The organism is Paraburkholderia strydomiana, assembly GCF_046030495.1.
GTDB classification, from domain to species: Bacteria; Pseudomonadota; Gammaproteobacteria; order Burkholderiales; family Burkholderiaceae; genus Paraburkholderia; species Paraburkholderia strydomiana_A.
Genome location: NZ_JAQQCJ010000010.1, coordinates 1 through 12,286, shown reverse-complemented (window position 1 = coordinate 12,286; position 12,286 = coordinate 1). Strand labels below are relative to the sequence as shown.

At 60.1% G+C, this 12,286-nt stretch carries 10 protein-coding genes and 3 pseudogenes; 12 read left to right on the top strand and 1 reads right to left on the bottom strand.

What is annotated here, in order from left to right:
- Positions 1 to 136 precede the first annotated feature (136 nt).
- From PQQ53_RS15015 to PQQ53_RS14965, 11 genes and pseudogenes are all read left to right on the top strand, one after another.
- Positions 137 to 394, top strand: coding sequence for a hypothetical protein (locus tag PQQ53_RS15015; RefSeq protein WP_408324645.1), 258 nt, complete (start codon positions 137 to 139; stop codon positions 392 to 394).
- A 12-nt stretch (positions 395 to 406) separates the two neighbouring features.
- Positions 407 to 646 (top strand): thiamine pyrophosphate-binding protein, encoded by a 240-nt coding sequence (locus tag PQQ53_RS15010; protein WP_408324642.1) that lies wholly within the window; start codon positions 407 to 409, stop codon positions 644 to 646.
- Between the two features lie 55 nt (positions 647 to 701).
- Positions 702 to 1,903, top strand: a pseudogene (locus tag PQQ53_RS15005) (MFS transporter).
- Positions 1,904 to 2,154: 251 nt separating this feature from the next.
- Complete coding sequence (locus PQQ53_RS15000) at positions 2,155 to 3,129, top strand: ABC transporter substrate-binding protein (protein WP_408324640.1); 975 nt, start codon at positions 2,155 to 2,157, stop codon at positions 3,127 to 3,129.
- A gap of 11 nt (positions 3,130 to 3,140) precedes the next feature.
- Positions 3,141 to 4,166: an amidohydrolase family protein gene (locus PQQ53_RS14995; RefSeq protein ID WP_408324638.1), complete on the top strand. Its 1,026-nt coding sequence runs from the start codon at positions 3,141 to 3,143 to the stop codon at positions 4,164 to 4,166.
- Positions 4,167 to 4,211: 45 nt separating this feature from the next.
- Positions 4,212 to 5,060 carry an amidohydrolase family protein gene (locus PQQ53_RS14990; RefSeq protein ID WP_408144518.1) on the top strand — a complete coding sequence of 283 codons (849 nt, stop codon included), beginning with the start codon at positions 4,212 to 4,214 and terminating at the stop codon, positions 5,058 to 5,060.
- Positions 5,061 to 5,102: 42 nt separating this feature from the next.
- The gene (locus PQQ53_RS14985) at positions 5,103 to 5,960 is read left to right on the top strand and encodes an HpcH/HpaI aldolase family protein (RefSeq protein WP_408324637.1); all 858 of its coding nucleotides are present in this window, start codon (positions 5,103 to 5,105) and stop codon (positions 5,958 to 5,960) included.
- Between the two features lie 26 nt (positions 5,961 to 5,986).
- Entirely contained in the window at positions 5,987 to 6,880 is an 894-nt protein-coding gene (locus PQQ53_RS14980) for a phosphate ABC transporter substrate-binding protein (RefSeq protein WP_408324636.1), read from the top strand.
- A 101-nt stretch (positions 6,881 to 6,981) separates the two neighbouring features.
- The gene (locus PQQ53_RS14975; RefSeq protein WP_408324634.1) at positions 6,982 to 8,298 is read left to right on the top strand and encodes an MFS transporter; all 1,317 of its coding nucleotides are present in this window, start codon (positions 6,982 to 6,984) and stop codon (positions 8,296 to 8,298) included.
- Positions 8,299 to 8,336: 38 nt separating this feature from the next.
- Positions 8,337 to 8,803, top strand: a pseudogene (locus PQQ53_RS14970) (ATP-binding cassette domain-containing protein); the annotation flags it as partial.
- Positions 8,804 to 9,010: 207 nt separating this feature from the next.
- A pseudogene (locus PQQ53_RS14965) lies at positions 9,011 to 9,307 on the top strand (DUF3047 domain-containing protein); the annotation flags it as partial.
- Positions 9,308 to 10,141: 834 nt separating this feature from the next.
- Here the strand turns inward: PQQ53_RS14965 and PQQ53_RS14960 are convergent.
- Complete coding sequence (locus tag PQQ53_RS14960) at positions 10,142 to 10,462, bottom strand: hypothetical protein (protein WP_408324633.1); 321 nt, start codon at positions 10,460 to 10,462, stop codon at positions 10,142 to 10,144.
- A 539-nt stretch (positions 10,463 to 11,001) separates the two neighbouring features.
- Here PQQ53_RS14960 and PQQ53_RS14955 point away from each other — a divergent pair.
- Positions 11,002 to 12,186, top strand: coding sequence for a porin (locus PQQ53_RS14955; protein WP_408324631.1), 1,185 nt, complete (start codon positions 11,002 to 11,004; stop codon positions 12,184 to 12,186).
- Positions 12,187 to 12,286: the final 100 nt, after the last annotated feature.

The window sequence follows — 12,286 nt, the reverse complement described above, 5'->3', positions numbered from 1 at the left end:
GGCCGCTGGTGCGCGGGCGGTCAGCCTCGCGCGTTTCACACGGCATGTCCGATCGAACACCACACCGCGACGGCGAGAGCCGCCGTGCGAAGGACGCCTGCCGGCCATCGAATAACGACATAAAAGGAGAAGCGGCATGACAGGCCGACGCGCCTTCCTGAAGGAAGCGCTCATCACCGGCACGGCCGCGGCGCTTGCGAAACCAGCGACCGCCGCGACGTCATCCGCGCAGGCGGCTGTGGCGCGGCCTGCGTCCAGCAAGCCGTCGCCCGCGCTCGCAGCGGCCGGGACGCGAGCGCCGTCGCTCGACGAGGCACCCGCGGCGGACACCGCGCACATTGGCAATCCCGGTTCGGATTTCATGGTGGATCTGTTACGAGTCGCGGGTATCTAGTATGTATCGACGATGCCGGGTTCGACGTTGTGCGGCATCCACGAGTCGATCGTGAACTACGCTGGTAACGCGCATCCGCAACCGATCGTCTGCACCCACGAGGAGGCGTCCGCGGCGATCGCTCATGGGTACGCGAAAGTCGCGGGCAAACCGATGGCCTGTCTCGTACATAGCACGGTTGGCTTGCAGCATGCGTCGATGGCCATCTACAACGCATCAGCACACCGTTCACACAACGGGAGTGAAGCGTGAGACCGATACACGAGCGAACCCCAGCAGCGCGCGACGCCCAACATTGGAAGAAGCGATGAACACAGCGATCCGTCACGTGTCGTTCAGGCGTTTTCTGATCGCCCGTGTGTGCTCCATCGCAGGTCAGCAGATGCTGCTACTGGCGATCAGCTGGCAGATGTACGACCTGACCGGCAGCGCATGGTATCTCGGCCTCGTCGGGCTTTTTCAGTTCGTGCCGTCGTTGATGACGACATTTGTCGCCGGACATTGTGCCGATCGCGTGCATCGAGGGAGGTTGGTGTCGCTGTGTCTGGCTGCACAGGCAGCCGTTGCGGCGTCTCTCGCGGTCGCGACAGGCCAGCATGTCGTGAACTGTGATGTCCTGCTAGGGCTTTCGCTTCTGCTCGGCGCGATTCGCCCATTTCAGATGTCAGGGCAGCAGGCATTGCTGCCGATGCTCGTGCCGCCTGCTGTGCTGACGCAGGCAATGGCACTCAGTACCGCAGGACAGCAGGTATCGGTCATTGCGGGTCCCGCATTGGGCGGCATGCTGTTTGCGCTTGGCGTGAGCCGGCTGTACGAAACGTGCGGGGTGCTCTTCGCGTTGAGCGCCGGGATGTGCTTGCTCATCCGCTATGAATACGTGGCTCCTCCGGCACGCGAGCCGGTGACGCTCGCAACGATGCTCGCGGGCATTCGCTTCGTCTGGAGCAATCCGCTGGTGCTCGGCGGCATCTGCTGGATCTGTTCGCCGTGCTGTTCGGTGGCGCCACGGCGCTCCTTCCGATTTACGCAAAAGAGATCCTTCATGTCGGGCCCCAAGGCCTCGGCTTGCTGCGCTCGGCGCCTGCCGCCGGCGCGTTATGCGTCGGATTGATTCGTTCGCGCAGCGCGATCCAGCGTGGAGTAGGCAAGAAGCTGTTGACCGCAGTCGGCATCTACGGCGCTTGTATCGTCGCATTCGGGCTTTCGCGCTGGTTTCCGCTCTCACTCCTTTTATTGGCGATTGCGGGCGGCGCCGATACGGTCAGTGTGATCGTGCGTCAGACGCTCGTGCAGCTGGAAACGCCCGACCACATGCGCGGTCGGGTCTCGGCAGTCAACACGCTGTTTGTCGGGGCGAGCAATCAACTGGGCGAGCTCGAATCGGGTGTGACGGCGGCGGCCTTTGGCGTCATCGGCTCGGTCGTGGCTGACGGATGCTCGACCATCTTCATCAGCATCCTGTGGCGCCGCTTGTTCACGCCGCTGGCGCATCGAGAAACCCTTCACTGAGCCCCGTCGCTTCGTACCGTTGAAGTGCTCGCGTTCAGGGTCGGGAGCCGCGTTGCTCGATGATGCACGCACGCGCGACGCTTTACCGTTTGGTTAACGCACCCATGGGTTTTTTCAATAGACGGGAAACACGCGCTACCCGATGATCTCCTCACCGGATCGCCGCGCCAAGCACACGGCTCGACAAGCCGCCGTCGCAAATGATCACCGGCCGGTCCCGGATCTTCATTCGCACTCGACAGGAGACGCCGTTGACCAAGAAAGTCCCGCTCAAGATTGCAGTTGCCGAATATCCGCATACATCGGCCATTCGAAACGGCTCGATCCCCATCGAAGGGGTCGATGCAGAAATCATCACCGTCAAGCCGCAGATCGGCGCATTTCGCCGCATGGTTCGCGATGTCGAGTTCGACGTGTGCGAACTGGCGCCGACGACGTACATCATCGCCCGTGCGCATGGCGCGCCGTTCGTTGCGTTGCCCATCTTCGTGATGCGGCGCTTCCATCACGGTGGCCTGCTCGTGCGTCCCGACGCGGGGATCAAGACGCCCAGCGATCTCGAAGGCAAGAAGGTCGGGGTGCGCGCCTATTCGGTCACTACGGGGGTGTGGACGCGCCAGGCGCTGATCGACGAGTTCGGTCTCGATTCGTCGAAAGTCACGTGGGTCGTCGATGACGAGGAACACGTCACGCAACTCAAGCTTCCGTCGAACGTGATCCACGCGCCGAAAGGAACGTCGCTCGCCGACATGATGGCCTCCGGTGAACTGGCGGCAGGCTTCGCTGCGAACGCGGGTATCGGCCGCACCGGCAATCCGACCGGCGGATGGCAGGAAGTCGAGGCCGATTATCCGGATCTGTTGCCGAACGCGACCGAGCTCGAAGCCGACTATTACCAGCGCACCGGTGTCTATCCGATGCACGGCACCATCGTGGTCAAGGATTCGGTCCTTGCCGAGCATCCGTGGATCGCGAAGTCGCTTTATGACGCGTTCGACAAAGCCAAGCAAGCGTGGCTCGCGGGCCTGAACACCAGCGATGCGACGAACGCCAGCGACAAGAAGTACCTCGAGCTTCGCAAGATCGTCGGGCACGATCCGCTGCCGTACGGAATCGAGGAAAACGTCAAGACCATCGAAGCGCTGGAAGCGACCGCATTCAAGCAACGGCTCACGCCGCGTCGCATGTCGATCGCCGAGTTGTTCGTCGACCCGCTTGCGAACTGAACGGAGACGACATGATCATCGATTGCCACGGCCACTTCACGACCGTACCCGCTTCATTCCGCGACTGGCGCGCGAGACAGGTCGCCGCCGCAGACGATCCCGCCAACGCGCCGCCGCGCGCCGCCGCGTCTGTCAGCGACGACCAGCTGCGCGACGCCATCGAGAACGGCCAACTCAAGCTGCAACGTGAACGCGGCAGTGACCTCACGCTGTTTTCGCCGATCGCGGGCCTGATGAGCCATCACCTGGGCAACGAGCGCACGAGCCTCGAATGGTCGGAGATGTCGAACGACATCGTCTATCGCGTGACCGAACTGTATCCGGAGAACTTCGCGCCCGTGTGTCAGTTGCCCCAGTCGCCGGGCGCGGATCCGCGCAATTCGATTCCGGAACTGCGCCGTTGTGTGGAGCAGCTGGGTTTCGTCGGCTGCAACCTGAATCCGGATCCGAGCGGCGGCTACTGGACCGGCAAGCCGATGACCGATCGCACGTGGTATCCGCTCTACGAAGCGCTCGTCGATCTCGACGTGCCCGCGATGATTCACGTCGCCGCGTCATGCAATCCATGTTTCCACGGCACCGGCGCGCATTACCTGAACGCGGATACTTCGGTATTCATGCAATTGCTGCAAGGCGATCTATTCAAGGACTTTCCGACGCTGCGCTTCGTGATTCCGCACGGCGGCGGCGCCGTGCCGTATCACTGGGGACGCTATCGCGGCATGTCGCTCGAGATGCGCGAACGTCCGCTCGAAGGTCTGCTCGACAACATCTTCTTCGACTCGTGCGTGTATCACCAGCCGGGCGTGGAATTGCTGACGAAGGTCATTCCCACGCGCAACGTGCTGTTCGGCTCGGAAATGATCGGTGCCGTGCGCGGCAAGGACCCTGCTACTGGCGAGTACTTCGACGACACCAGGCGTTATGTCGACGCGTGCGCGGCATTGTCGGACGAGGATCGCTATCAGATCTACGAAGGCAACGCGCGGCGCGTGTATCCACGTCTCGACGCGCACCTCAAGGCGGCCGGCAAGTAAGCGCGGCGTCGGACATCAAACAAACCGAACAAAATAGAGTGATCCATGGCTTCAATCGTTGATATTCATCCGCACATCATTTCCGACGACGTGACGCGTTATCCCGTAGCACCGCTGGGCGGCAAGCGTTCCGACTGGTCGAAGGAGCGTCCGTCGACCGTCGAGTCGTTGATCGCCGCAATGGACGAGGCAGGCGTGGCGAAAGCCGCCGTCGTGCATTCGTCGACCACCTACGGCTTCGACAACAGCTATGTCCTCGATGCTTGCGCCGAATATTCGGCTCGTCTCGTCGCGGTGGGTTCCGTCGATGTAACGCTGCCCGATGCACCGGCAACCATCCGTGCCTGCGTCGGGCGTGGCCTCGCGGGTCTGCGGCTCTTCACCGGCGGCAGCACGAAGGCATTCGATCCGGGCGAACTCGAAGACGCCCGCGCTTATCCCGCCTGGGAAATGTGTGCGGAACTGAATCTGCCGATGTGCATTCAGACGGGCCCGATCGGTCTGCCTCAGGTAGCCGACCTCGCGAAGCGCTTTCCGACCGTGAAGATCATTCTCGATCACCTCGGTCGCCCCGATGTCACCGACGGCGCGCCGTATGCGAAGGCGCAAAGCCTGTTCGATCTGGCTGCGCTGCAAAACATCTATATGAAGCTCACCCCGCGCATCTTCGACGATATGCAGAAAGGCGATGCGAGTGCGGAAACCTTCTTCCCGAAGCTGATCGAAACCTTTGGTGCGAAGCGTCTGGCCTGGGGCTCGAATTTCCCGAGTTCGAAGGGCACGCTGACCGAGATTCTTGCGGCGGCTCAGGCAGGTCTGCAAAACGTGAACGAGGAAGACCGCGCATGGATATTTGGCAGGACGGCTCAGGAGTTGTATCCGGCGCTCGCTTGAGGGAACCGGATGCAGAAACGACATCAGACAGGACAAGAACCCATGAGTGACACCCGCCTGAACGGCATCATCCGTGCATTCGAATCCGGCAAGCCGGCCTTGACCGCTTTCTCCAGGCTCGACAAGCAAACCGCCAGTGAGATGAGCGACGCGCCGTATGACGGCATCGTCTTCGAAATGGAGCACAACCCGTACGACGTGGGCGCGCTTGGCGATGCGCTGCAATATATGCTGAACCGCGCGGAAATCGCGATGGCTGCCTCGATTGCTCCGCGCGTGACGCCTGTCGCGCGCATTCCGTCCAATGGCGCCGAGCTGAATCAGGCATTTGCCAAGCAGGTGCTGGATCGCGGCTGCTATGGGGTGGTGTGGCCGCACGTTTGGACGATCGAGCAGGCTTATAACGCGGTGGCGTCGTGCCGTTATGCGCGGCCGAAGAACGCACCGCTCTATGAACCCAAGGGCCTGCGCGGCGACGGACCCGCTGCGGCGGCGCGCTACTGGGGTGTGAGCACCGCGGAGTACTACGCCAAAGCCGATGTATGGCCGCTCGCACCGCAGGGCGAGATTCTCGTCGGACTGATGTGCGAAAGCACCGAGGCTATCGAGAATCTGGACGACATCCTCGCGAATGTGCCGGGCATCGGCTTTATCCTCATCGGCGAAGGCGATCTGAGCCAGCAACTCGGCGTGCCGCGCCAGTACGAGCATCCCGAGGTGCTTGACGCGATGCGCAAGATCGTTGAAACGTGCAAAAAGCACGGCGTCGTGGTCGGCCATCCGCATGTGACAACGAGGAACTATCAGCGGCTGCTCGACGAGGGCTATCGCTTTCTGATGTCGGCCCCCACGCGCAGTTACGGCGTCGTGGGTCTGACGCGCGAATCTGCCGGTTACTGATCGAACGAAGCACGAGGAACTACACGATGGCAACGATTCAAACGGAACTGCCGACGCTGCGCGTCAATCTCGCCGACTACGCGGCGACGAAGGCGATGAAGGAGGGACGCGTGACGTCCGGCCTCGCCAATCTCGATTACTGCGGCCCAACGCGCGCGCACGACGGCTTCAAGCCGATGGTGCGCGAGAACGCTTTCGATGCGGGTGAGCTTGCGATCGTCACGTATTTGCAGGCGAAGGCCTACGGCAAGCCCTATGTGCTGCTTCCCGCGCCGATCTCGGGACGTTTCCAGCATCACTGCGCGGGTTATAACGGCGAATTCGGCCATCTCGACCCGAAGGATATCGAAGGCAAGCGGGTCGGCGTGCGCACTTATGCACAGACGACGGGCCTGTGGATTCGCGGCATTTTGCGCCACGAATATGGCGTGGATCTGGACAAGGTCACGTGGATGACGCTCGGCGAAGGTCATCTCGCCGAGTACACGGACCCGTTGAATTGTCAGCGCCTGCCCAAAGGCTCGTCGATCCCGCAGATGATGCTGACGGGTGAACTTACCGCCGCGCTGCTTGGCGACGACATGCCGAAGGATCCGCGCATAAACACGCTGGTACCCGATGCCCAGACCGCCGCGAAGGACTGGTTTGCGCGCGAGGGCGTGGTGCCGATCAATCACATGTTCGTCGTTCACGCCGATCTTTCGAAGAAAAGACCAGATATCGTTCGCGAGTTGTACCGGATGATTGTAGAAAGTCGCGCGTTGGGCGAGGGCGTGCCGGCCGTGTTTCCGCCGTTTGGACTGGAAGCAAACCGCAAAGGTATTCAACTCGCTATAGACTGGGCGCTCGAACAGAAGATCATTCCACACCGTCTGTCGGTGGATGAGCTATTCGACGATGTGACCGGAAGCCTGGGGTAAATGAAAGCCTCGTAAGCCCATGACGCCGGGTGAAAGCCCGGCTAAAGGCGCAAAGCCCCTTGCATTGAAAATTAAAAAAGCAACCAATCGGAGACGAAGTAATGGAGACAATCCGGAGAGCAGTACGCCCTGAGAGCCGATGGGGCGTCGTCTTCCTGCTCGCCTGTGGCTTGATGATCGCGTTCATGGACCGCACGAGCATGTCGGCCGCGCTTGCCGATCATCATTTCGTGAACGATTTCGCGCTCACCCATGTTCAGCGTGGCTGGCTCGGATCTTCCGTATTCTGGGCCTACGGGCTGCTGCAATTGCCGATGGGATGGCTGGTCGATCGATATGGCGTCAAATGGCCCTATGCAATCTGCTTCCTGCTGTGGTGCATCGCGGCCGCGGCGACTGGCATTGCGACGACTCTTTCCGCGTTGATCCTCGTGCGGGTGCTGATTGGCGCAGCGGAAGCGGTGGTCGTTCCTGCTACTTATCGCTATATCGCCAACCGCTTCGAGGAAACTCAAAAAGGCACGGCGCTCGGCATTTATTCGGTCGGCGGGAAGATGGGCCCGGCGCTTGGCGCACCGCTTGCCGCCTGGCTAATCGCGGGCACCTCCTGGAAAGTCATGTTCATCGTGACCGGCGTCGCGGGACTCGTGTGGTTGCTGCCGTGGCTGCTGATGGTGCGCAGTGACTTTCCGGATTCGAACGAACTGGCGACCAGAAAGAAGCGGGCAGCATCGGTGCCGCTTCGTAACCTGCTTGCGAGCCCCGTGGTTTGGGGCGGGCTGATGACCAATTTCTGCTACGCCTATTTCGCGTTCTATTGCATGACGTGGATGCCGGCTTACCTCGTCGAACAACGAGGGCTGTCGCTGAAGCAGTCGGGGTTCTATACGGCTTTCAGCTTCTGTGGCGTCGCTGTGACGGCAGCGCTCAGCGGATGGCTGGCGGACCGGCTCATCGCCCGCGGTTACGACGCCGTCGTGGTCCGCAAGTCATTCATGGTGGTCGGCTTCATTGGCGGCATGACAGTGTTGTTCGGCGCTTATGCGCCATCGGTTCGGATGGCGCTGTTCTGGAATGTGCTTTCGTTGACGCTGGTAGGCCTCGTGACGACGAACAACCTCGCGCTCGTCAAGCTCACGCTGATTCCGAAGCAGGCCGTCGGTCTGAATACAGGTTTGCAGCAGGTGGCAACGAGCCTCGCTGGCGGCGTGTCCGCGAGTCTCTCGGGTTGGCTCCTGCATGTGAGCCATAGTTACACGTTGCCGATGATGGCCATTTTCATGTTCCTGCTACTTGGCGCGACGAGCACGGTCGTGTTGATGCGCCGCAAATGGGCGCCGAAGGTCAACGAGCCCGCAGAAGAGCCGTCAGAGCGGAAAGCCTCACCACCGGCTGTGATGAGTCAAAGCGCGCCCTAACTGCTGGGGCCATTTAGCCAGGATTACGGGTGCTCGCCATGACCGTTCGTGAGAACCTGGACCTGGGCGGCTATCATCTCGCCGACAACATTCGCGCGGACCATCTCGCGTGGCTGTTCGATCTCTTTCCGATTCTCAAGTCGCGCCAGAACCAGACCGCAAGGACGCTGTCCGGCGGCGAGCAGCAGATGCTCGCAATTGCCGCGCACTGATGATGCAGCCCAGGTTGCTCATTCTCGACGAGCCCACACTCGGTCTTGCACCCGTGATCCTGGAGCAGTTGTCGAAGGCGCTGGACGCGATGCAGAAGTCCATGTCGATCACCGTTCTGCTTGGCGAGCAGAACGTCAAATTCGCGCTGCCGCACGCAGACCGCGTGTATGTGCTCGAACACGCGCGCATCATCTGGGAGGGAAGTCCGTCGAGCTTCGAGCGGGAGATGGGACATGGCTTCCTGGAGGCGGTGCCCTCGGGCGAGCCGAACGCATTGCGGGCGCGTATGTAAGGGGGCGACGTGTTTCTTGTATCCGGTCGCACTGATCCAGAGTCCCATCACCGCATTCGTGCTATAGAAGCCGATGAAGGCAGTCCTTATCGCCATAACAGCACTTTGCGGGCGCGTTGGCGCTGCTGCGGATCGAGTTGTTGACGATCCGATTGCCCTGGATTCAGTTGGCTCGTGGTCAAGGGTGAAACCCTTATCGAGACCTCGGGCGGCGAAGAGCTGCCCTATGCCACGCTGATGTATATCTAGCCGACTACCGCCGCGCCGGGCACCGCCATCGCCAACCCTCACACCGACCGCGTGCAGATGATCGTGGTCTCCGGTCTGCCCGGCGATGCGGGCCAGTGGCAAAGCCTGCGCCGCAATATCGTACAAGACTACGAGCGGGTCTTTCACGAGCCGCCAGGACGGATAACAGGCTTTGGGCTGCTGACCGATACCGACAATACCGGAGCTACGACACGCGCCTGGTACGGCGACCTCGAGTTCCTGCGCGGACCTTGAGAACGCCAGGCCGTCGAACTAACTGAGCCGATCGGTACGATGCGAGTGGCTGTTCTTCAACCCTTTCGCCGTACGACTGCCAGTCGCAACCATTTTCCCTGCGCCAACGACAGCTTTGTGGCGGCATAAGTCAGGGGATACAACCGGCCATTTTGAGACTATCGCCGCCGTAGTTCGAGCGTTCGTCGAGAGGGTCGCTGCGGTCGGTCAAAATTTGAATATACGTCACTATTGCCGCGAAAAATAAGATTGAGTCTCCGGGGCGTCCCCCAGAGAGCGATCGCAGTCCTGGTTCGAAGCTTGCGGCCGCAGAAACGTATTGGCCGACAGAATCTTCCGTGACACCGCTTGAGCGGGGCCCAGTGATCCTCCAGGCTGGGGATGACGAATTGAGCGCTGCGGCGTGGTCGACCGTTCTTCGTCTGAACGGTTTCGAAGTGATCTGGGCAGCCGACGGAGCATCACCATGGGCGTTGGCGCGCGCTGGTCCTCCAGACCTCCTGCCGACCGACCGGACTATGGCGGGTAATAATGAGCGAAGGCGGCGCGGCGCTCGCGCGGCGGCCGGACGCGCGTCTGCTTGGCGTCGAGCATGGATGACGCCTGCGCGGCAATGCATTGAACACGTCGCAGCGTCTCCCTTACCTTCGATGGTATCTCCTCGCATCGAGGCAGGGATACGCTACTGCCTTGTGAATCCGGGCGCGCGTCGGATGCGATGTGCCACCGGTCGCTGTTCGGCGCTCCCCGTTCCCGAAAACGCCCTTTGTTCTATCGGCTGGACGACCCGCGCCGTTCCTGGCCTGGTACGCGCGAATCAGTATTCGTAAATCGTCAAGGAGCGACCGCAGGCGCGTTGGTAGGCTTCTGACCGGCCGCTTTCTGTTGAGCGTCCTGCAGATTTTGTGGATAGTTTGTTTGATTGCCTGCCGGGTTATATCCGTTCTTTTCCAGTGTGCTCAGCTCAGCATTCTTTTTTGCGCGATGTGCTTTGTGATCGGCCTTTTTTTTTGCCTTCGATTCCTGCTTTGACATAGCGTCATCGCTAGCGCCGGTATCGATTGTCGCCGCATGAGTCGGTGAAAACGAAAGGGAGAGGAGACCCAGAGCCATGCCTGCTGACACAGCAAAAGCGCGCAGTTGTGTGGTATTCATGCGTATCTCCGTATCAATGCGTAAGGCGAGGTGAGAGTGCTCACGGACAAGATGCGCTCAGTTCCTGGGATTAGCGTGTCTTTTCGTGTCCGAACGATTGAACCATAGTCGACGAGACATCGACAGGGATACAGGGGTTAACCGCGAGGAGGGGACCGAACGTAACGCTGGAAGACGCTCGCACGCTCGCTTTAAGCCGCATTTTCCCTGATTTCATGAAAGAGATTCCCCCTCCTGCTCTTTGTTTGAGGGAATGGGGAATATACACTCCGGCAAAAATACACCCGCGCAGTTCAGGAGACGTCCCCGGAGAAATTATCGAACTCCTCATTACCTGACTTTTGTTTCCCCGATTCCAAATCTCATTTGCTTTCATGCGAGCGTCTGCGCGGCTCCACGTCATGCAGCCTGATAGCGCTCGATGAAAGATGGAAGATGGTTGGGCATGGCAGGTTCAGAAAATTGCGGGCTAATGAAGAAGTAGAACGCGCTCGATCACATGCAATTCAAGTAGTACAACTATATTAATGGAGATGACGATGAAGAAGCTTCTATTCAGCGTGTTCATATTGCCGGCGGCTGCAACAGCCTCAGCTCAGAGCAGTGTCACGTTATATGGCATCGTGGATAACGGTGTCGTGTACGAGACGAATCAGCCGAAGGGGAACGTATTCGGGACGCAAAGTGGAGGCTGGGCGCAATCGAGATTCGGTCTCAAAGGCGCCGAGGACCTCGGCGGCGGCACACACGCGATATTCCAGTTGGAGTCTCGGCTAAATACGATGAACGGAAGCTTCGCAAACGGCAGCTTCTTCGAAGGACAAGCGACAGTGGGTCTGCAGAACGATACATGGGGGCAGGTCAAGCTGGGAAACATGGGCTCGGCCGAAATCAGCCAGTATTCGGGCGATGTCGACCCGCAGCAGACCAAAAGGTATTCAATAGGGACCCTCGTGCGAGGGCGCATCTTCTCTCAGGCTGCGAACGGTGTGGAGTATCTGTCGCCGACGATCTTCGGCTTCACGCTGCAAGGTCAGTATGACCTGACCAACTCGTCCACGTGGAACGCTGGCGATCCCGGCAGCGCGCCCGGTCAGCTGGGAACTTCAAGTGGACTTGGAAGTGCTCAAGGTCGCTCCGATGGCATCAAACTGTCGTACATAAATCGAGGGCTATTCTGGCAAGCGACGTACGACGAGATCCGCGATCCTGACGGCAATTTCAGCAACGTTTATCTGACGTCCCGATCTATTCTCACTGGCTTGACTTACACAGTCGGTTCCGTGACCGCCTATCTCGGGTATCAACACCTCAGCGCTCCCGATGCATCCAATGCCGGATACTTCGGCACGGCTACTCCGTCCGCGTTGCCTGCGGGAGCGAGCCTCCCGACAAACGTCAATCATGAATGGATTGGCGCGATATGGCAGACGACACCTGCGCTTGCAATTACCGGCGCTGTTTACCATGCCAACGCGAACAATGGCAATGGCAACGCAACGCTGTACACGCTCGGTGCAAACTATTCGCTCTCCAAGCGAACACTGCTGTACACCGAACTGGCGTATCTGCGAAACAGCTCAACCTCTAATTTGGGCCTGGATAGTGGCCTGTACGGAGCGAACCTCAATAACGACCCAATCAATGGCAGCGCGTCCAGCAGCAATCCGAACTATGGCAAGAGTCAGTTTGGGGTCATGGCCGGCTTGGCTACGAGGTTCTAAAAGGACATGAGAGTCCGGCAGGGGAGACGATTCTTCTGGATTTCCCTTGACCTCGAACTCGTAGCGGAACAAAAGTCAGGCTGCTGCCATGCAGCCTAAG

Bases quoted from the DNA above. Each gene is read 5' to 3' on its own strand.
- PQQ53_RS14955 (WP_408324631.1), top strand. From the start codon at position 11,002: ATGAAGAAGCTTCTATTCAGCGTGTTCATATTGCCGGCGGCTGCAACA.
- PQQ53_RS15010 (WP_408324642.1), top strand. From the start codon at position 407: ATGCCGGGTTCGACGTTGTGCGGCATCCACGAGTCGATCGTGAACTAC.
- PQQ53_RS15015 (WP_408324645.1), top strand. From the start codon at position 137: ATGACAGGCCGACGCGCCTTCCTGAAGGAAGCGCTCATCACCGGCACG.
- PQQ53_RS14985 (WP_408324637.1), top strand. From the start codon at position 5,103: ATGAGTGACACCCGCCTGAACGGCATCATCCGTGCATTCGAATCCGGC.
- PQQ53_RS14975 (WP_408324634.1), top strand. From the start codon at position 6,982: ATGGAGACAATCCGGAGAGCAGTACGCCCTGAGAGCCGATGGGGCGTC.
- PQQ53_RS14980 (WP_408324636.1), top strand. From the start codon at position 5,987: ATGGCAACGATTCAAACGGAACTGCCGACGCTGCGCGTCAATCTCGCC.
- PQQ53_RS14995 (WP_408324638.1), top strand. From the start codon at position 3,141: ATGATCATCGATTGCCACGGCCACTTCACGACCGTACCCGCTTCATTC.
- PQQ53_RS14990 (WP_408144518.1), top strand. From the start codon at position 4,212: ATGGCTTCAATCGTTGATATTCATCCGCACATCATTTCCGACGACGTG.
- PQQ53_RS14960 (WP_408324633.1), bottom strand. From the start codon at position 10,462: ATGAATACCACACAACTGCGCGCTTTTGCTGTGTCAGCAGGCATGGCT.